Consider the following 16,909-nt stretch of genomic DNA (forward strand, 5'->3'; position numbering starts at 1 on the left):
CTTCGAGCGCCGCGTTTTCTACTCCGGCTTCGGCACGTCGTTCGTGCGGACCGGCAGGATCGGCAGTTCGACCCGCGGTTGCTCGCCGGTGAGCGTCTTGAGGAAGGCGACGATCAGCTTCGTGTCTTCGTCGGTCAGCTTCTCGCCGAGTTGTGAATCGCCCATGACGGCGACGGCCTGCTCAAGCGACCACACCTGCCCGCTATGGAAATAGGGTGCGCGCAGAGCGACGTTGCGAAGCGGCGCCGCGCGGAACACATATTCATCCGAGGCGGTCTTGCTGACGGCGAAGCGGCCTTTATCCCCGAGCGGCAGGATCTCCGCGCCGGGCTTCTGGACCACGCCGAACGGATAATAAGCGTTGCCGCCGATGTTGATCCCGTTGTGGCAGGCCGCGCAGCCCTTGTCCATGAACAGGCGAAGGCCCTTTTTCTCAGTGTCGTTCATGGCCGTTTCGCTTCCTTCGAGGAATTGGTCGAAGCGCGCGGCGGGCGTGATGAGCGTGGCTTCGAAGGCCTCGATGGCCTTTGCGAAATTATCGAACGTGACCGGTTCCTTCTCGCCGGGGAACGCTTTCTTGAACGCGTCGACATAGCCGGGCATCGCGGACAGCGTCGCGACGACATTGGCAGGCGTGTTGTTCATTTCGACGCTCGCCTGCACCGGGCCTTTCGCCTGTGCCTTGAGATCTTCGGCGCGGCCGTCCCAGAATTGCGCGACGTTGAACACCGAGTTGAACACGGTGGGAGCGCGGCGCGGCCCCTTCTGCCAGCCGTGGCCAATGGACGTCGGCCCCGCATCCACGCCGCCGGTGCCGAGATTGTGACAACTGTTGCAACTGATGATCTGGCTGCGCGAAAGGCGCGGATCGAAGAACAACATCTTGCCGAGTTCGATCTTGTCGCGCGTGACGGCATTATTCTTCACGGCCGGAACCATCGAGGGGATCGGCTTGAACACGGCATTTGCGTCGGCGCGCAGTTCGTCCGCCGATGCCGCTGCCGGCAACGCAAGGCCAAGTGCCAGAGCCAGTGAGAAAAGTCTCTTCATGAGCCCACTCCTTTTTTGAAAGAGGCAGACCCATTTCTGCGCCTTTCGGCGGAAAGCTCATTGAGCGAGGTCAAAGTTTAGAATGATTTAAAGGAGAAGCTTATTTTCCGAAGAGAGCGCGCTCTGACAAAGTACGCGAACGCGACTTCGCGGGATGGCTCCTGCTTCGCTTCCACCGCGAGCGCCGCGATGTCCATCTGCTGGGGCTCGAAACAAACTTGTATGCGGGTTAAGCTTAAGACGCATTAGCGTAACGTTGAGCATCTATGGTGCGGCAAGCCCGGCGGTGTGAGGAGAGCGGTGCATGGACGCGGTGACGGTCGAATTTCAAGCGAGGCGGAAGGCATGCCTGATCCGCTTCGTCGCGGGACTAGGCGCGGTGGCGGTGGCGGTCGTCTTCTGCTTTTTCTTCGTCGACCGGCAGATCGCCGGGCTGCTCCGGCCGGATTTCTACGGCGATCCGTTTTTCGTTGCGTTGACCTTCATCGCGAAGCCGCTCGCGCCCGCAGGCGCGATTGTTCTCGCCCTTATCGCGACGCGGAATTACCTGCGCGGCGGCTCGCTGACGCCCCGCGAGGATGAGATGCTGCGCCTCTCCCTCGCCATCGTGGTCTCGGCTGCGCTCGCCGTTCAACTGAAAATCCTGTTCGGCCGGACGTGGCCGGAAACGTGGGTGAACAACAACCCGTCCTGGTTCGTGAACGGCGTCTACGGCTTCTTCCCGTTGACCGACAGCCGGGGCTTCGCCTCATTCCCATCTGGCCACACGACAATTATCGCGGCCTTTGCCGGTGCTGTGTGGCGGCTCTGGCCGAAGCTGCGTTTCGTGGGCGTGATCGCGACGGCGCTCGTCGGCATCGGGCTTCTCGGCGCGACGTATCACTGGTTTTCGGATATCGTCGCGGGCGCGGTGCTCGGCTTTGTAACGGGCCTCGCCGCCGCGAGCATAGGCAAGACTCAGCCGAACGCCTCATAGAGATACGGAATCAGAATGAAGCCCGCCAGCGCGATCAGCGAAAGCGCGGTGCCGATCACAACGAGCGCATGCGGTCTGCCGAATCCGCGCCGCTTGCGGAGAGGCGGTTCGCCGGGTAAATCGCCGCTCTCGAACTTCGTCCCGGCATTCTGCCCGGTATGTTCCGGTTCGCGATGCGCGCGGTGCCGGGGGTGATGCGTCGGATGGGTCATGGCGGAGCTTTCCTTTTCAATGCATCCAATGCGAAGGCCCGCCCGCTGTTCCGTAAAGGATGTTGCGGAAGCTTGGCTTTTACCCACGGCGTTAACGCAGGGTGCGAAAGGCGTTCTTCGCGGCAACACGAAACGAAAGATGAGCAAACTGCCGAAAATAAACCAAATTTGAGCTTGACGGCCCAAGCCCACGCCCCTATTTTGCGCACACTCTGGTGGCAGGTCGTAAGCAGTTTTCGCGCGCTAAGGCGTGCTTTCGCTTAAACACTGCCGCGAAGACACCGGACAACCTTATTCCCGAGACCCAAGAGGCTGTGCCTCCGAAGTCTTTTCGTCTTCATCGGACTGGAAGGCGGAAGTTTCCGTCCCCGGTCCCTACGCCGTTTGATTTGGAAGCGTTGATGCCAACGATACAGCAATTGATCCGCAAGCCGCGCGTCGCGCCGGTCAAGCGAAACAAAGTGCCGGCGATGACGGAGTGCCCGCAGAAGCGTGGCGTCTGCACGCGCGTCTATACGACGACGCCGAAGAAGCCAAACTCCGCTCTGCGTAAAGTGGCGCGCGTCCGTCTGACGAACGGCTTCGAAGTGACGAGCTATATTCCGGGCGAAGGCCATAACCTTCAGGAGCACTCCGTGGTGCTGATCCGCGGCGGCCGCGTGAAGGACTTGCCGGGCGTTCGCTATCACATCATCCGTGGCGTGCTCGACACGCAGGGCGTGGCGAAGCGCAGGCAGCGCCGTTCGAAGTACGGCGCGAAGCGGCCGAAGTAAGACTGAGGATTTGAAGCAATGTCACGTCGGCACAGAGCTGATAAGCGCGAGATCATTCCGGACCCGAAATACGGGGACGTGGTCATCACGAAATTCATGAACAGCCTCATGTTCGAGGGCAAGAAGTCCGCGGCCGAGACCATCGTCTATGGTGCGCTGGGCCGGATCGAACAGAAGGCGAAGCGCGATGGAATTGAAATGTTCCACGAGGCGCTGAACAACGTTAAGCCGGCCATCGAGGTTCGCTCCCGCCGTGTCGGCGGCGCGACCTATCAGGTGCCGGTGGAAGTGAGAAACGAACGCCGTCAGGCGCTGGCGATCCGCTGGATCATCACCGCTGCGCGCGGACGCAACGAAAACACGATGGAAGAGCGGCTTTCCGGCGAGTTGCTGGATGCCGCAAACAACCGCGGCACCGCAGTAAAGAAACGCGAAGACACGCACAAGATGGCGGAAGCCAATCGCGCGTTCTCGCATTACCGTTGGTAACGAATCAGAGACGGCAAGGGCTTGGTCATGGCGCGTCAAACTCCCATCGAAGACTATCGCAATATCGGCATCATGGCTCACATCGATGCCGGTAAGACGACGACGACTGAGCGCATCCTGTATTACACGGGAAAGAGCCACAAGATCGGCGAGGTGCACGATGGCGCCGCGACGATGGACTGGATGGAGCAGGAGCAGGAGCGCGGCATCACGATCACGTCCGCCGCGACGACCGCTTACTGGAAGGGCAAGCGTATCAACATCATCGATACGCCCGGCCACGTGGACTTCACCATCGAAGTCGAGCGCAGCCTTCGCGTGCTCGATGGCGCTGTCGCGCTTCTCGACGCCAACCAGGGCGTTGAGCCGCAGACGGAAACCGTCTGGCGCCAGGGCGACAAGTACAACGTGCCGCGCATGATCTTCGTCAACAAGATGGACAAGATCGGCGCCGACTTCTACGCCTGCGTGCAGTCCGTGATAGACCGTCTCGGTGCGAAGCCGCTCGTGTTGCAGCTTCCGATCGGTTCGGAAAGCGACTTCAAGGGCATCGTCGATCTCATTCGCATGAAGGCCGTGGTCTGGGACGACGATATTCTCGGCGCGAGCTTCCGCGACGACGATGTCCCTGCCGACTTGCTCGACAAGGCGAAGGACTATCGCCACAAGCTCGTAGAGACGGTTGTCGAACTCGATGACGAGGCGATGGAAGCTTACCTCGACGGCAACGAGCCGGACGAGGCGAAGCTGAAAGAGCTCATTCGCAAGGGCACCATCGGAGCTCAGTTCTATCCGGTGTTCTGCGGCTCGGCCTTCAAGAACAAGGGTGTCCAGCCGCTGCTCGATGGCGTGCTCGATTACCTCCCGTCGCCGCTGGACATTCCGCCGATCAAGGCGATCGACGTGAAGACCGGCGAAGAGACCGTTCGCAGGTCGTCAGACGATGAGCCGCTTTCGATGCTCGCGTTCAAGATCATGAACGACCCGTTCGTCGGCTCGCTCACGTTCTGCCGCATCTATTCCGGCCGCGTTGAAACGGGCATGCAGCTCATCAACACGGTCAAGGACAAGAAAGAGCGTATCGGCCGCATGCTTCTCATGCATGCGAACAGCCGGGAAGACATCAAGGAAGCATTCGCGGGCGACATAGTCGCGATCGCGTCGCTGAAGGATGTGATCACGGGCGACACCCTTAGCGATCCGCTGAAGCCCGCGATCCTCGAACGCATGGAGTTCCCGGAACCCGTGATCGAGGTCGCGGTGGAGCCGAAGACGAAGGCCGACCAGGAAAAGATGGGCATGGCGCTGAATCGCCTCGCTCAGGAAGATCCGTCCTTCCGCGTCACAAGCGACGTCGAGAGCGGCCAGACGATTATCAAGGGCATGGGCGAGCTTCACCTCGAAATCATCGTCGACCGCATGCGTCGCGAGTTCAAGGTGGAAGCGACCGTCGGTGCTCCGCAGGTGGCCTATCGCGAGACGATCACGCGGAAGCAGGAAGTCGACTACACCCATAAGAAGCAGACCGGCGGTACCGGCCAGTTTGCGCGCGTCAAGATTATTCTGGAGCCTCAGGAACAGGGCGCAGGCTTTCTGTTCGAGTCCAAGATTGTCGGCGGTTCGGTGCCGAAGGAATACATTCCCGGCGTGGAAAAGGGCGTGCGCAGTGTGCTCGACAACGGCATTCTGGCAGGCTTCCCGATGCTTGACCTGAAGGTGTCGCTGATCGACGGTGCGTATCACGAAGTCGACTCGAGCGTGCTTGCGTTCGAAATCGCATCGCGCGCCGCCTTCCGCGAAGGTGCACAGAAGGCCGGCCCGAAGCTGCTTGAGCCGATCATGAAGGTCGAAGTCGTCTCGCCGGAAGATTACGTCGGCGGCGTCATCGGCGACCTGACCGGCCGTCGCGGCCAGATCCTCGGGCAGGAAATGCGCGGCAACGCCACGGTGATCAACTCCATGGTTCCGCTCGCGAACATGTTCGGTTATGTGAACACTCTTCGCTCGATGAGCCAGGGGCGTGCGCAGTTTACCATGCAGTTTGACCACTATGCGCAGGTTCCGCAGAACGTGGCAGAAGAAGTCCAGGCGAAATTCGCCTGATAAGGCAACAAAGTCAGGAGCTTTATACCGACCTAGTCTCTAGTTCGGGATGAAAGAGGAAGAACGGAGAGCCACATGGCCAAGGCAAAATTCTCGCGCAGCAAGCCGCATCTGAACATCGGCACCATCGGTCACGTGGACCATGGCAAGACGTCGCTGACGGCCGCGATCACGAAGGTGCTGGCTGAGACCGGCGGCGCGACGTTTACGGCTTACGATCAGATCGACAAGGCGCCTGAAGAGAAGGCCCGCGGCATCACGATTTCGACGTCGCACGTCGAGTACGAAACCGCCAACCGTCACTATGCGCACGTCGACTGCCCCGGCCACGCCGACTACGTGAAGAACATGATCACCGGCGCCGCGCAGATGGACGGCGCGATCCTCGTCGTGTCCGCTGCGGACGGCCCGATGCCGCAGACCCGCGAGCATATCCTGCTCGCCCGTCAGGTCGGCGTTCCGGCGCTCGTCGTGTTCATGAACAAGGTCGACCTGCTGGACGATCCGGAGCTGCTCGAACTCGTGGAACTCGAAATCCGCGAGTTGCTCTCGAAGTACGACTTCCCGGGCGACGACATCCCGATCGTGAAGGGTTCCGCCAAGGCGGCGCTCGACGGCGATGCCGGCGAACTCGGCCGTGAGGCGATCATCAAGCTGATGGAAGAAGTCGACGCTCACATCCCGCTGCCCGAGCGTCCTCGCGACCAGCCGTTCCTGATGCCGATCGAAGACGTGTTCTCGATCTCGGGTCGCGGTACGGTGGTGACGGGTCGTATCGAACGCGGTGTGATCAAGGTCGGCGAAGAAATCGAGATCGTCGGCATCAAGCCCACTGTCAAGTCGATCGTCACGGGCGTTGAAATGTTCCGCAAGCTGCTCGATCAGGGTGAGGCTGGCGACAACGTGGGCTGTCTGCTCCGTGGTATCGACCGCGAAGCGGTCGAGCGCGGTCAGGTGCTCTGCAAGCCCGGCTCGGTCACGCCGCACACCAAGTTCACGGCGGAAGCCTACATTCTCACGAAGGAAGAAGGCGGTCGTCATACACCGTTCTTCACGAACTATCGCCCTCAGTTCTACTTCCGCACGACGGACGTGACGGGTGTGGTTCAGCTGCCGGAAGGCACTGAAATGGTGATGCCGGGCGATAACGTCTCGATGGAAGTCGAGCTGATCGTGCCGATCGCCATGGAAGAAAAGCTTCGCTTTGCTATCCGCGAAGGTGGCCGCACCGTCGGCGCCGGCGTGGTTGCCAGCATCATCAAGTAATTATTAAAGGGACGACGGAGCGGGCGCTCCAAGAACGGAGCGCCTCTTCTATTGGGAGTTTGATATGGCAGGCCAAACCATTCGCATCCGGCTGAAGGCGTTCGACCACCGCGTGCTCGACGCCTCCACGAAGGAGATTGTCAATACCGCGAAGCGGACGGGTGCGGATGTGCACGGGCCGATCCCGCTCCCGACACGCATCGAGCGGTACACCGTGAACCGCTCGCCGCACATCGACAAGAAGAGCCGCGAGCAGTTCGAAATGCGCACCCACAAGCGCCTGATCGACATTGTCGATCCGACTCCGCAGACGGTTGATGCGCTCATGAAGCTCGACCTCGCGGCGGGCGTGGATGTTGAGATCAAGCTTTAGCGCGCGTCGCTGAAGGTTTTATGACGCTGCGCCCCGTTTGCGGGGATTAGGGCAAGGCCCGCGCGGCAACGTTGGATGCGCCGACCGCAGAGCGGAGGGCGCGGGTTGAACAAAGAATTCAGCCGCTTTCGATGGCGGCGAAGGAAACTGAGGCAGACCGATGCGATCGGGATTGTTGGCACAGAAGGTTGGCATGACGCGAATCTTCACCGAGTCGGGCGAGCATGTGCCCGTGACGGTGTTGAAACTCGATCAATGCCAGGTCATCGCGCACCGGACGCAGGAAGCGAACGGTTACACGGCGATTCAGGTCGGCGCGGGGTCGCGGAAGGTCAAGAACGTGACGCGCGCCGAGCGCGGTCATTTCGCGAAGGCTCAGGTTGAGCCCAAGGCGAAGGTGGTTGAGTTCCGCGTGACGCCGGAGAATGTCATCGAGGTCGGCGCAGAGCTGACGGCGGATCATTTTCTCACGGGGCAATTCGTCGACGTGATCGGGACCAGCATCGGCAAAGGCTTTGCCGGCGCAATGAAGCGCTGGAACTTCGGCGGTCTGCGCGCTACGCACGGTGTTTCTATCTCGCACCGCTCTCATGGTTCGACCGGTAATCGTCAGGATCCGGGCAAGACCTTCAAGGGCAAGAAGATGGCCGGTCATATGGGCGTCGATCGCGTCACCACGCAGAATTTGCAGGTGGTGAGGACCGACGTCGAGCGCGGCCTTCTCCTCATCCGCGGCGCCGTTCCCGGCGCAAAAGGCGGCTGGGTCATGGTCAAGGACGCCGTGAAGAAGCCTCTTCCGAAGGACGTTCCCGTTCCGGGGGCGTTCCGCAAAAGCAACAACGATTCCGCGGCTGCGGAAGCGGGGGCATAAATGAAGGCGGAAGTCATCACCCTTGACGCTTCCAATGCGGGAAGCGTGGAATTGGACGATGCGGTGTTCGCGCTCGAACCGCGCGCCGACATCCTGCAACGCATGGTCCGCTACCAGCTGTCGAAGCGCCAGGCCGGCACTCACAAGGCCAAGGCGCGCAGCGAGGTGAGCGGTCCGAACAAGAAGATCTACAAGCAGAAGGGCACAGGCCAGGCCCGTCACGGCAACGACAAGCCGCCGCAGTTCCGCGGTGGTGGTCGCACCGCCGGCCCGGTCCCGCGCAGCCACGCGCATGATCTGCCGAAGAAGGTGCGGGCGCTCGCGCTGAAGCATGCGCTCTCGGTCAAGGCGAAGTCGGATGCGCTCGTCGTGCTCGACAAGGCGGAGGTCGCCGAGCCGAAGACCGCGCAGCTTCGCGGCAAGTTCGCCGGCCTCGGCCTGTCGAATGCGCTGATCATCGACGGCGCCGCGCTGCAGGATAATTTCGCGCTCGCCGCACGCAACATCCCGAATGTGGATGTGCTGCCGGTTCAGGGCATCAACGTGTACGACATTCTGCGCCGGGAGAAGCTCGTGCTGACCCGCGCGGCGCTCGAAGCGCTGGAGGAGCGGTTCAAATGAGGGAAGAAGAACTCTACGACGTGATCCGCTCGCCGATTATCACCGAGAAGTCCACGCTGGTCTCCGAGAACAATCAGGTGGTGTTCAAGGTGGCGATCGACGCGACGAAGCCGGACATCAAGGAGGCCATCGAGCGCCTCTTCAACGTCAACGTCGTGGCCGTCAACACCCTGATCCGCAAGGGCAAGGTCAAGCGGTTCAAGGGCGTCAAAGGCCAGCAGAGCGATTTCAAGAAAGCGATCGTGACCCTGAAAGAGGGCCAAACGATCGATATAACGACAACGCTGTAAGGCAGACTTCGGTAAGGGCGCATTCGCCATGGCATTAAAGAAATTCAACCCCATAACGCCGGGTCTTCGCCAGCTCGTTCTGGTCGACCGTTCCCAGCTGTGGAAGGGCAAGCCGGTGAAGGCGCTGACCGAGGGGCGCGCCGAGAGCGCCGGTCGGAACGTGCACGGTCGCATCACTTCGCGGCGTCGCGGCGGCGGCCACAAGCGTAATTATCGCATCGTGGACTTCAAGCGGCGCAAGTTCGACATCCTCGCGACGGTCGAGCGGCTCGAATACGATCCGAACCGGACGGCGTTCATCGCGCTGATCAAGTACGAAGACGGCGAGCTGTCCTATATTCTCGCGCCGCAGCGCCTCAATGTCGGCGACAAGGTCGTCTCCGGCAAGAAGGTCGACGTGAAACCGGGCAACGCGATGCCGCTGGCCAACATGCCGATCGGCACGATCATCCACAATGTGGAGATGAAGCTCGGCAAGGGCGGCCAGATCGCGCGCTCCGCAGGCTGCTACGCCCAGCTCGTCGGGCGCGACCAGGGCATGGCGATCCTCCGCCTCAACTCGGGCGAGATGCGCATGGTACAGGCGGATTGCATGGCAACCGTCGGCGCCGTGTCGAACCCCGACAATTCGAACCAGAGTTTAGGCAAGGCGGGCCGCAACCGCTGGCTCGGCAAGCGGCCGAGCGTCCGCGGCGTCGCCATGAACCCGATCGACCATCCGCACGGCGGCGGCGAAGGCCGCACCTCCGGTGGCCGTCATCCCGTCACCCCGTGGGGCAAGGGCACCAAGGGTAATCGTACCCGCAAGAACATTCGCACGGATAAGTTTATCGTCCGCGCCCGCCACGTGAAGAAGAAGTAGAGGCCGCGATGACACGCTCAGTCTGGAAAGGGCCGTTTGTCGACGGCTACGTAATCGCCAAGGCGGATGCCGCCCGCGATAAGAAATCCAATGCGCCGATCAAGATCTGGAGCCGGCGTTCGACGATTCTGCCGCAGTTTGTCGGCCTGACCTTCGCCGTTCACAACGGCCAGAAGCATATCCCGGTGCTCGTCTCCGAGGATATGGTCGGCCACAAGTTCGGCGAGTTCTCGCCCACGCGCACCTATTACGGCCACTCCGCCGACAAGAAGGCGAGGAAGAGGTAGCCATGTCGAAGCCGAAAACAGAGCGGCGGATCAAGGACAACGAGGCTCAGGCAGTCGCGCGTTCGCTTCGCGTGAGCCCGCAGAAGCTGAACCTCGTCGCCCAGCTCATTCGCGGCAAGAAGGTGGACAAGGCGCTCGCAGACCTCACCTTCTCGCGCAAGCGCATCGCACAGGACGTGAAGAAGACGCTTCAGTCGGCCATCGCGAACGCTGAGAACAACCACAATCTCGACGTCGATCAACTCATCGTCGCCGAGGCTTATGTGGGCAAGAACCTCGTGCTGAAGCGCTTCCACGCCCGCGCCCGCGGCCGCATGGGACGCATCGAGAAGCCGTTTTCGCAACTCACCGTGGTTGTGAGAGAAGTTCAGGAGCAGGCCTAATGGGTCAGAAAGTCAACCCGATCGGGCTGCGGCTCGGCATCAACCGCACCTGGGACAGCCGGTGGTACGCGGACAAGGACGAATACGGCAAGCTTCTGCACGAAGACTTCCGCATCCGCGAATTTATCATGAAGCAGCGCCGTCAGGCGGGTATTTCAAAGGTCGTCATCGAGCGCCCGCATCGCAAATGCCGCGTGACCGTGCACACGGCGCGGCCCGGCATCCTGATCGGCAAGAAGGGCGCGGACATCGAAAAGCTCCGCGGCCAGCTTGCCAAGTTCACGACGTCAGAGGTGCATCTGAACATCGTCGAAGTTCGGAAGCCCGAGCTTGACGCGACGCTTGCCGCTGAAGGCATCGCCCAGCAGCTCGAACGTCGCGTTGCGTTTCGCCGCGCCATGAAGCGCGCGACCCAATCGGCTCTCCGTCTCGGCGCCCAAGGCGTGCGCATCTACGTCGCGGGTCGTCTCGGCGGCGCGGAGATCGCGCGTATGGAATGGTATCTCGATGGTCGCGTGCCGCTGCATACGCTGCGCGCCGACATCGACTACGGCACGGCCGTGGCCGAGACTGCCTATGGGGTGATCGGCGTTAAGGTGTGGATCTTCAAGGGCGAAATCCTTGAGCACGATCCGATGGCCCAGGAGCGTCGGTCTATGGAAAGCCAGGAAAGCGGCGGTCCGGGTGGCGGTCGTCCGGAAGGACGGGGCCCACGTCGTGATCGCGGCGATCGCGATCGGGATCGCGGCGGACGCGATCGCGACCGCTAAACGGAAAAGGCTAAGACCCGCAGCCTTGTTGGCGCGGCTTTGGATCATGGTGTGAGCGATGCTGCAACCGAAAAAAACAAAGTTCAGGAAGGCCTTCAAGGGCCGGATGAATGGCAATGCCAAAGGCGGCACGTCGCTTAACTTTGGCAGCTACGGCCTGAAGGCTCTGGAACCGGAACGCGTGACGGCGCGGCAGATCGAGGCGGCCCGCCGCGCGATCACCCGCCAGATGAAGCGCGCGGGTCGCGTATGGATCCGCATATTCCCGGACCTGCCGGTTTCGAAGAAGCCGACCGAAGTTCGCATGGGCAAGGGCAAGGGCTCGCCGGAATTCTGGGCGGCGCGCGTCAAGCCGGGCAAGATCATGTTCGAGATCGATGGTGTCGGCGAGGAAACCGCTCGCGAGGCTCTGCGTCTCGGTGCGGCGAAGCTGCCGATCCGCACCCGCGTGGTTGTGCGTCTCGGCGAAATCGCGGCTGTGAAGGAATAAGGCGGCCATGAAACTCGAAGACATTCGCAAATTCACGCTGGATCAGCTTGAGGATGAACTCGTCAAGTTGAAGCGCGAGCAGTTCAACCTTCGCTTTCAGAAGGCGTCGTCGCAGTTGAACAACACGGCGCGCGTCAGAGATGTCCGGCGCACCATTGCGCGTATCAAGACGGTCGAGCGCGAGAAGCGCGTCGCCGAAGCGCAAAGTTAAGGAAGAAGAAAATGCCGAAGCGCGTTTTGCAGGGTGTGGTGGTCTCCGACAAGAACGACAAGACCGTTGTCGTGCAGGTCGAGCGCCGTCTGACGCACCCGGTTCTGAAGAAGACCGTGCGCCTGACGAAGAAGTATCATGCGCACGACGAGAACAATGCTTTCCATGAGGGCGACGTGGTTCGCATTCAGGAAAGCGCTCCGATTTCGAAGAACAAGCGCTGGGTCGTCCTCGATCCGGCGACATCCGGGCCATCGTCCGAGTGATTGAACGCGGGGCAGGCCAAGAGCTTCCTCGTCTGAAAGGTGAACTGCAATGATACAGATGCAAACTAATCTGGAAGTCGCCGATAACAGCGGCGCGCGCCGGGTCATGTGCATCAAGGTGCTCGGCGGCTCGATGCGTCGGACGGCCACGATTGGCGACGTCATCGTCGTCAGCGTCAAGGAAGCCATCCCGAAGGGTCGCGTGAAAAAGGGCCAGGTGATGAAGGCGGTGATCGTGCGCACGTCGTTTCCGGTGCGCCGTCCCGATGGCAGCGTGATCCGTTTCGACTCGAACGCCGCCGTGCTCATCAACAACCAGCGCGAGCCGATCGGTACGCGCATCTTCGGACCGGTGCCGCGCGAACTCCGCGCCAAGCAGCATATGAAAATCATCTCGCTCGCGCCTGAGGTGCTGTAATGACGCAGCCTAAGCTGAAAATCAAAAAGGGCGACAAGGTTGTCGTCCTTGCCGGCCGCGACAAGGGCAAGCACGGCGAAGTGGTGAAGGTGTTCCCGACGGAAAATCGCGCCGTGGTTCAGGGCGTGAACGTCGTTCAACGTCACCAGAAGCAGTCGGCTGCGCAGGAAGGCGGCATCGTCGCCAAGGAAGCGCCTATCCATATTTCGAATATCGCGCTGGAAGATCCGAAGGATGGATCGGCCACGCGCATCGGTTTTAAAATCCTGGAAGACGGGCGCAAGGTGCGGGTCGCCAAGCGTTCGGGCGAGACGATCGATGACTAATCAAGCGGAAGCCACGAACGGGTACGTGCCCCGGCTCAAGACACGCTACATCGAGGTCGCGCGTCCGGCCCTGATGGAAGAATTCAAGTACTCGAACCCCATGCGGGTTCCCGAGATCACGAAGGTTGTGCTCAATATGGGCATCGGCGAGGCAACGGCCGACCGCAAGAAGGTCGAGCAGGCGACGCGCGACCTGACGCTCATCGCCGGCCAGAAACCGGTCATGACCAAGTCGCGCAAGTCCATTGCGGGCTTCAAGCTCCGCGAAGACATGGCGATCGGCTGCAAGGTCACGCTTCGCAAGGCTCGCATGTACGAGTTCCTCGACAGGCTCGTCACCATCGCCCTGCCCCGCGTCAAGGACTTTCGCGGCCTGAATGCGAAGAGCTTCGACGGACGCGGCAATTATGCGATGGGCATCAAGGAGCACATCGTTTTCCCGGAAATCGACTACGACAAGGTCGAGCAGATCTGGGGCATGGACATCATCGTGTGCACCACGGCCGAGACTGACGACGAGGCCCGCGCACTTCTGAAACAATTCAACTTCCCGTTCCGGCAGTAGGGCGAGGGAGGAGCACTATGGCTAAGACAGGCATGATCGAGCGCAACAACAAGCGTCGGCGCATAGCGGCGCGTGATGCCGAGAAGCGCTCGGAGCTCAAAGCAATCGCGACCGACAGGGATCTGCCGATGGAGGAGCGCTTCGCCGCGCGCCTCAAGCTCGCGCAGCTTCCGCGGAATGGCTCGCCGACGCGCATTCGTAATCGCTGCGAGGTAACGGGACGTCCGCGCGGTTTTTACCGCAAGCTGAAGATGTCGCGTATCGCGCTTCGCGAACTGGGCAATCAGGGACTTATCCCCGGTTTGTTAAAGTCGAGCTGGTAGGGATCACAGAGCAATGACGGTTTCCGATCCACTGGGCGATATGCTGACGCGGATTCGCAATGCGCAGATGCGCAGCAGGCCCAAGGTTTCGACCCCTGCGTCGAAGCTGCGCGCACGCGTCCTCGACGTTCTCCGGGAAGAAGGCTACATCCGCGGCTATGCCGAGATCGAGTATGGCGGTGGCAAGACTGAATTCGAGATCGAGCTGAAATATTATGATGGCGCTCCCGTCATTCGTGATATCAAGCGCGTCTCCACCCCCGGCCGCCGCGTCTATTCGAGTGTGCAGGATTTGCCGACCATCGCAAACGGTCTCGGCGTTGCGATCCTCTCTACGCCGAAGGGCGTGATGTCGGATACGCGCGCCCGGGCCGAGAATGTCGGTGGCGAGATTTTGTGCAGCGTGTTCTAAGCCAAGGCTGGAGCACGACAGCGAAGTTTTCTGAACGGCCGGCGAGACGCTCATAGGCGGTCTTGGCCGGAGCAGCAGGAAGAAGAAGAAGGTTTTGGACGATGTCCCGAATTGGCAAGAAGCCGGTCCCCGTCCCGAAGAACGTGACGGCGACGGTTGAAGGACAGACAGTGACGGTGAAGGGGCCGAAAGGTCAGCTTTCGCTCACCCTCGTCGATGACGTCGAGGTGAAGCTGGAAGACGGTGCTATTTCCGTCAAGCCCAGAACCGACACCAAGCGTGCCCGCTCGATGTGGGGCATGTCGCGGTCGCTCGTGGAAAACCTCGTTGTCGGCACGACAAACGGTTTCACCCGCACGCTCGAAATCACCGGCGTCGGTTATCGCGCCGCGATGGACGGCAAGGCGCTGAAGCTCCAGCTTGGCTACAGCCATGACGTGATGTATTCCATCCCGGAAGGCATTAATATTGTCGTCCCGAAGCCGACCGAGATTACGATCTCCGGCATCGAGAAGGACAAGGTCGGCCAGGTAGCGGCTGAAATTCGCGGGTTCCGCGGTCCCGAGCCTTACAAGGGCAAGGGCGTTCGCTATCAGGGCGAGTACATTCAGCGCAAAGAAGGCAAGAAGAAGTAAGGACGAACGATGGCCTCTCCGCTCTCCAGTTACGATCGCCGCAAGGCTCGCGTTCGTCGCAGCCTGCGCCGGGCGCAGGGCGACCGTCCTCGCCTGTCCGTGTTCCGCTCGTCGAAGAATATCTACGCTCAGATCATCGACGACACCAAGGGATGCACGCTCGCTTCGGCTTCGAGCCTCGACGCCGAGTTCAAGAGCAGCCTGTCGAAAGGCACCGATGTCGCCGCAGCTGCGGCGGTTGGCAAGCTCGTCGCGGAACGCGCGATCAAGGCCGGCATCAAGGATGTCGTCTTCGATCGCGGCGGCTACATGTATCATGGGCGCGTCAAGGCGCTCGCAGACGCCGCTCGCGAAGCCGGGTTGAACTTCTAAATATACGCCTCGGGCCTCCGGTCTGAGACAAATGAAAGGGTACGCTCGTGGCTCGTGATCCACGTGAAAGAGGCAGAGAACGGGACCGCGACGATCGCGACAGCGAATTCGTGGACAAGCTCGTTCATATCAACCGCGTCGCCAAGGTGGTGAAGGGCGGTCGTCGCTTCGGTTTTGCCGCTCTCGTCGTCGTCGGCGACCAGAAGGGCCGCGTCGGCTTCGGCCATGGCAAGGCGCGTGAAGTGCCGGACGCCATCAAGAAGGCGACTGACGCCGCGAAGCGCAGCCTCATCCGCGTTCCGCTGCGCGAAGGCCGCACGTTGCATCATGACGTGCATGGCCATCACGGTGCGGGCAAAGTGTTCCTCCGCGCGGCGCCTCCCGGCACCGGCATCATCGCGGGCGGCCCGATGCGCGCCGTCTTCGAGACGCTGGGCGTTCAGGACGTCGTGGCGAAGTCGATCGGCACGTCGAACCCCTACAACATGGTTCGTGCCACGTTCGACGCGCTCAAGCATGAAGACAGCCCGCGCGGCGTCGCGGCGCGTCGCGGCAAGAAGGTGAGCGAGATCGTGACCCGCCGTCGTGACGGCGCAGAAGGCCAAGCCTCCGCTCAGGCTGAGGCGTAAGGGAGGCGATCATGGCGGAAGCGAAGAAGACGCTCACCATCGAGCAGATCGGCAGCCCGATCCGCAGGCCATTCGATCAGCGCGAGACGCTGATCGGCCTTGGCCTGAACAAGATGCACCGCCGCAAGGTCGTGGTCGATAATCCGGCCATCCGCGGCATGATCAACAAGGTTTCGCATCTCGTGCGCATCGTTGAAGAAAACGGTGTGCCGGTGGACGCAAAAAAGCGATAAGGGAAGCGCAACGCGCGGCCCGGAGACGGAATTATGAAGCTGAACGAGTTGAGAGACAATCCTGGCGCCACGAAGGACCGCATCCGCGTCGGTCGCGGCATCGGCTCCGGCAAGGGCAAGACGGGCGGTCGCGGCGTCAAGGGTCAGAAGGCGCGCTCTGGCGTGGCCATCAAAGGCTTCGAAGGCGGCCAGATGCCCATCCATATGCGTCTGCCGAAGCGTGGCTTCAACAACATCTTCCGGCTCGACTTTGCCCACATCAACCTCGATCGCGTTCAGGAGGCCATCGATGCGGGCAAGCTCGACGCCTCCAGGGTGATCGATGCTGAAGCTCTCGTCGAGAGCGGCGCGCTCCGGCGCGAACGCGACGGCGTGCGGCTCCTCGCGCGCGGTGAAGTGAAGTCGAAGCTGGCCTTCAAGGTGGCGAAGGCTTCCGAAGCTGCGGTCAAGGCGGTCGAAGCTGCGGGCGGATCGGTGGAAATTACCATGCCGCGCGAGGATCGCCTCGCCGGTGACGGCAAACGCGCGGTGCGTCGCCGGGCTGCGCTGGCGAAGCGCGAATCCCGTGCTTCAAAGGCAGACTGATTTTGGCCGCGCTACGTTCCACGACGCCGGATCGTTCGCACGGCTCTGTGAGCTTAAACAGTGACGAATTAACGAGCTAAACTCGCGCAGACGCTCCGGGCGCACCCGCGCCCAAAGC

General features: G+C 61.4%; 28 protein-coding genes. 26 read left to right on the forward strand and 2 right to left on the reverse strand.

What is annotated here, in order from left to right:
* Positions 1 to 18: 18 nt before the first annotated feature.
* On the reverse strand, positions 19 to 1,050 hold the full coding sequence (locus KKP04_RS09690) for a cytochrome-c peroxidase (protein ID WP_215030087.1): 1,032 nt from the start codon (positions 1,048 to 1,050) through the stop codon (positions 19 to 21).
* 304 nt (positions 1,051 to 1,354) lie between these two features.
* Here KKP04_RS09690 and KKP04_RS09695 point away from each other — a divergent pair, with 304 nt between their 5' ends.
* Complete coding sequence (locus KKP04_RS09695; protein ID WP_215030093.1) at positions 1,355 to 2,026, forward strand: phosphatase PAP2 family protein; 672 nt, start codon at positions 1,355 to 1,357, stop codon at positions 2,024 to 2,026.
* Here KKP04_RS09695 and KKP04_RS09700 read toward each other — a convergent pair.
* A complete protein-coding gene (locus KKP04_RS09700; protein WP_215030096.1) occupies positions 2,008 to 2,238 on the reverse strand; it encodes a hypothetical protein in 231 nt (76 codons plus the stop codon). The two genes, KKP04_RS09695 and KKP04_RS09700, sit on opposite strands and share 19 nt — an antisense overlap.
* Positions 2,239 to 2,639: 401 nt before the next feature.
* Between KKP04_RS09700 and rpsL the strand changes: the two genes are divergently transcribed.
* The 25 genes from rpsL to rplO all read left to right on the forward strand — a co-directional run bounded on the left by rpsL (position 2,640) and on the right by rplO (position 16,791).
* On the forward strand, positions 2,640 to 3,011 hold the full coding sequence (rpsL, locus tag KKP04_RS09705) for a 30S ribosomal protein S12 (RefSeq protein WP_013420548.1): 372 nt from the start codon (positions 2,640 to 2,642) through the stop codon (positions 3,009 to 3,011).
* Positions 3,012 to 3,029: 18 nt separating this feature from the next.
* Positions 3,030 to 3,500, forward strand: coding sequence for a 30S ribosomal protein S7 (gene rpsG / locus KKP04_RS09710; RefSeq protein ID WP_037232737.1), 471 nt, complete (start codon positions 3,030 to 3,032; stop codon positions 3,498 to 3,500).
* A gap of 27 nt (positions 3,501 to 3,527) precedes the next feature.
* A complete protein-coding gene (fusA, locus tag KKP04_RS09715) occupies positions 3,528 to 5,603 on the forward strand; it encodes an elongation factor G (RefSeq protein WP_215030108.1) in 2,076 nt (691 codons plus the stop codon).
* A gap of 75 nt (positions 5,604 to 5,678) precedes the next feature.
* On the forward strand, positions 5,679 to 6,869 hold the full coding sequence (tuf, locus tag KKP04_RS09720) for an elongation factor Tu (RefSeq protein WP_215030111.1): 1,191 nt from the start codon (positions 5,679 to 5,681) through the stop codon (positions 6,867 to 6,869).
* Between the two features lie 64 nt (positions 6,870 to 6,933).
* Positions 6,934 to 7,242, forward strand: a complete 309-nt coding sequence (gene rpsJ / locus KKP04_RS09725) for a 30S ribosomal protein S10 (RefSeq protein WP_013420552.1) — start codon at positions 6,934 to 6,936, stop codon at positions 7,240 to 7,242.
* 160 nt (positions 7,243 to 7,402) lie between these two features.
* The gene (gene rplC, locus KKP04_RS09730; protein ID WP_215030114.1) at positions 7,403 to 8,113 is read left to right on the forward strand and encodes a 50S ribosomal protein L3; all 711 of its coding nucleotides are present in this window, start codon (positions 7,403 to 7,405) and stop codon (positions 8,111 to 8,113) included.
* Entirely contained in the window at positions 8,114 to 8,734 is a 621-nt protein-coding gene (gene rplD / locus KKP04_RS09735; RefSeq protein WP_215030117.1) for a 50S ribosomal protein L4, read from the forward strand.
* Positions 8,731 to 9,024 (forward strand): 50S ribosomal protein L23, encoded by a 294-nt coding sequence (locus KKP04_RS09740; RefSeq protein WP_215030120.1) that lies wholly within the window; start codon positions 8,731 to 8,733, stop codon positions 9,022 to 9,024. The genes rplD and KKP04_RS09740 overlap by 4 nt, the downstream gene beginning before the upstream one ends.
* Positions 9,025 to 9,052: 28 nt before the next feature.
* A complete protein-coding gene (rplB, locus tag KKP04_RS09745) occupies positions 9,053 to 9,886 on the forward strand; it encodes a 50S ribosomal protein L2 (RefSeq protein ID WP_215030123.1) in 834 nt (277 codons plus the stop codon).
* 8 nt (positions 9,887 to 9,894) lie between these two features.
* Positions 9,895 to 10,173 carry a 30S ribosomal protein S19 gene (gene rpsS, locus KKP04_RS09750; RefSeq protein WP_215030126.1) on the forward strand — a complete coding sequence of 93 codons (279 nt, stop codon included), beginning with the start codon at positions 9,895 to 9,897 and terminating at the stop codon, positions 10,171 to 10,173.
* 2 nt (positions 10,174 to 10,175) lie between these two features.
* Entirely contained in the window at positions 10,176 to 10,556 is a 381-nt protein-coding gene (gene rplV, locus KKP04_RS09755) for a 50S ribosomal protein L22 (RefSeq protein WP_013420558.1), read from the forward strand.
* A complete protein-coding gene (rpsC, locus tag KKP04_RS09760; protein ID WP_215030129.1) occupies positions 10,556 to 11,326 on the forward strand; it encodes a 30S ribosomal protein S3 in 771 nt (256 codons plus the stop codon). The genes rplV and rpsC overlap by 1 nt, the downstream gene beginning before the upstream one ends.
* 58 nt (positions 11,327 to 11,384) lie before the next feature.
* A complete protein-coding gene (rplP, locus tag KKP04_RS09765; protein WP_013420560.1) occupies positions 11,385 to 11,816 on the forward strand; it encodes a 50S ribosomal protein L16 in 432 nt (143 codons plus the stop codon).
* Between the two features lie 7 nt (positions 11,817 to 11,823).
* Positions 11,824 to 12,027: a 50S ribosomal protein L29 gene (rpmC, locus tag KKP04_RS09770; RefSeq protein ID WP_215030132.1), complete on the forward strand. Its 204-nt coding sequence runs from the start codon at positions 11,824 to 11,826 to the stop codon at positions 12,025 to 12,027.
* Between the two features lie 11 nt (positions 12,028 to 12,038).
* Entirely contained in the window at positions 12,039 to 12,293 is a 255-nt protein-coding gene (gene rpsQ, locus KKP04_RS09775) for a 30S ribosomal protein S17 (protein ID WP_215030148.1), read from the forward strand.
* A 49-nt stretch (positions 12,294 to 12,342) separates the two neighbouring features.
* Complete coding sequence (gene rplN, locus KKP04_RS09780; RefSeq protein WP_215030152.1) at positions 12,343 to 12,711, forward strand: 50S ribosomal protein L14; 369 nt, start codon at positions 12,343 to 12,345, stop codon at positions 12,709 to 12,711.
* Entirely contained in the window at positions 12,711 to 13,037 is a 327-nt protein-coding gene (rplX, locus tag KKP04_RS09785; protein WP_215030155.1) for a 50S ribosomal protein L24, read from the forward strand. The genes rplN and rplX overlap by 1 nt, the downstream gene beginning before the upstream one ends.
* Entirely contained in the window at positions 13,030 to 13,602 is a 573-nt protein-coding gene (gene rplE, locus KKP04_RS09790; RefSeq protein ID WP_251134016.1) for a 50S ribosomal protein L5, read from the forward strand. The genes rplX and rplE overlap by 8 nt, the downstream gene beginning before the upstream one ends.
* 17 nt (positions 13,603 to 13,619) lie before the next feature.
* On the forward strand, positions 13,620 to 13,925 hold the full coding sequence (gene rpsN, locus KKP04_RS09795) for a 30S ribosomal protein S14 (RefSeq protein WP_215030157.1): 306 nt from the start codon (positions 13,620 to 13,622) through the stop codon (positions 13,923 to 13,925).
* Between the two features lie 13 nt (positions 13,926 to 13,938).
* Positions 13,939 to 14,337, forward strand: coding sequence for a 30S ribosomal protein S8 (gene rpsH, locus KKP04_RS09800; protein WP_013420567.1), 399 nt, complete (start codon positions 13,939 to 13,941; stop codon positions 14,335 to 14,337).
* Between the two features lie 101 nt (positions 14,338 to 14,438).
* Positions 14,439 to 14,972 (forward strand): 50S ribosomal protein L6, encoded by a 534-nt coding sequence (gene rplF, locus KKP04_RS09805; RefSeq protein ID WP_215030159.1) that lies wholly within the window; start codon positions 14,439 to 14,441, stop codon positions 14,970 to 14,972.
* A gap of 9 nt (positions 14,973 to 14,981) precedes the next feature.
* Positions 14,982 to 15,344 carry a 50S ribosomal protein L18 gene (rplR, locus tag KKP04_RS09810; RefSeq protein ID WP_215030161.1) on the forward strand — a complete coding sequence of 121 codons (363 nt, stop codon included), beginning with the start codon at positions 14,982 to 14,984 and terminating at the stop codon, positions 15,342 to 15,344.
* Positions 15,345 to 15,391: 47 nt separating this feature from the next.
* Positions 15,392 to 15,973 carry a 30S ribosomal protein S5 gene (gene rpsE / locus KKP04_RS09815; RefSeq protein ID WP_215030163.1) on the forward strand — a complete coding sequence of 194 codons (582 nt, stop codon included), beginning with the start codon at positions 15,392 to 15,394 and terminating at the stop codon, positions 15,971 to 15,973.
* An 11-nt stretch (positions 15,974 to 15,984) separates the two neighbouring features.
* Positions 15,985 to 16,206: a 50S ribosomal protein L30 gene (gene rpmD, locus KKP04_RS09820; protein WP_013420571.1), complete on the forward strand. Its 222-nt coding sequence runs from the start codon at positions 15,985 to 15,987 to the stop codon at positions 16,204 to 16,206.
* Positions 16,207 to 16,239: 33 nt separating this feature from the next.
* The gene (gene rplO / locus KKP04_RS09825; protein ID WP_215030165.1) at positions 16,240 to 16,791 is read left to right on the forward strand and encodes a 50S ribosomal protein L15; all 552 of its coding nucleotides are present in this window, start codon (positions 16,240 to 16,242) and stop codon (positions 16,789 to 16,791) included.
* The last annotated feature ends 118 nt before the right edge of the window (positions 16,792 to 16,909 follow it).

The sequence above is a fragment of the Rhodomicrobium sp. Az07 genome, from assembly GCF_018619475.1.
In the GTDB taxonomy this organism is placed as follows: domain Bacteria; phylum Pseudomonadota; class Alphaproteobacteria; order Rhizobiales; family Rhodomicrobiaceae; genus Rhodomicrobium.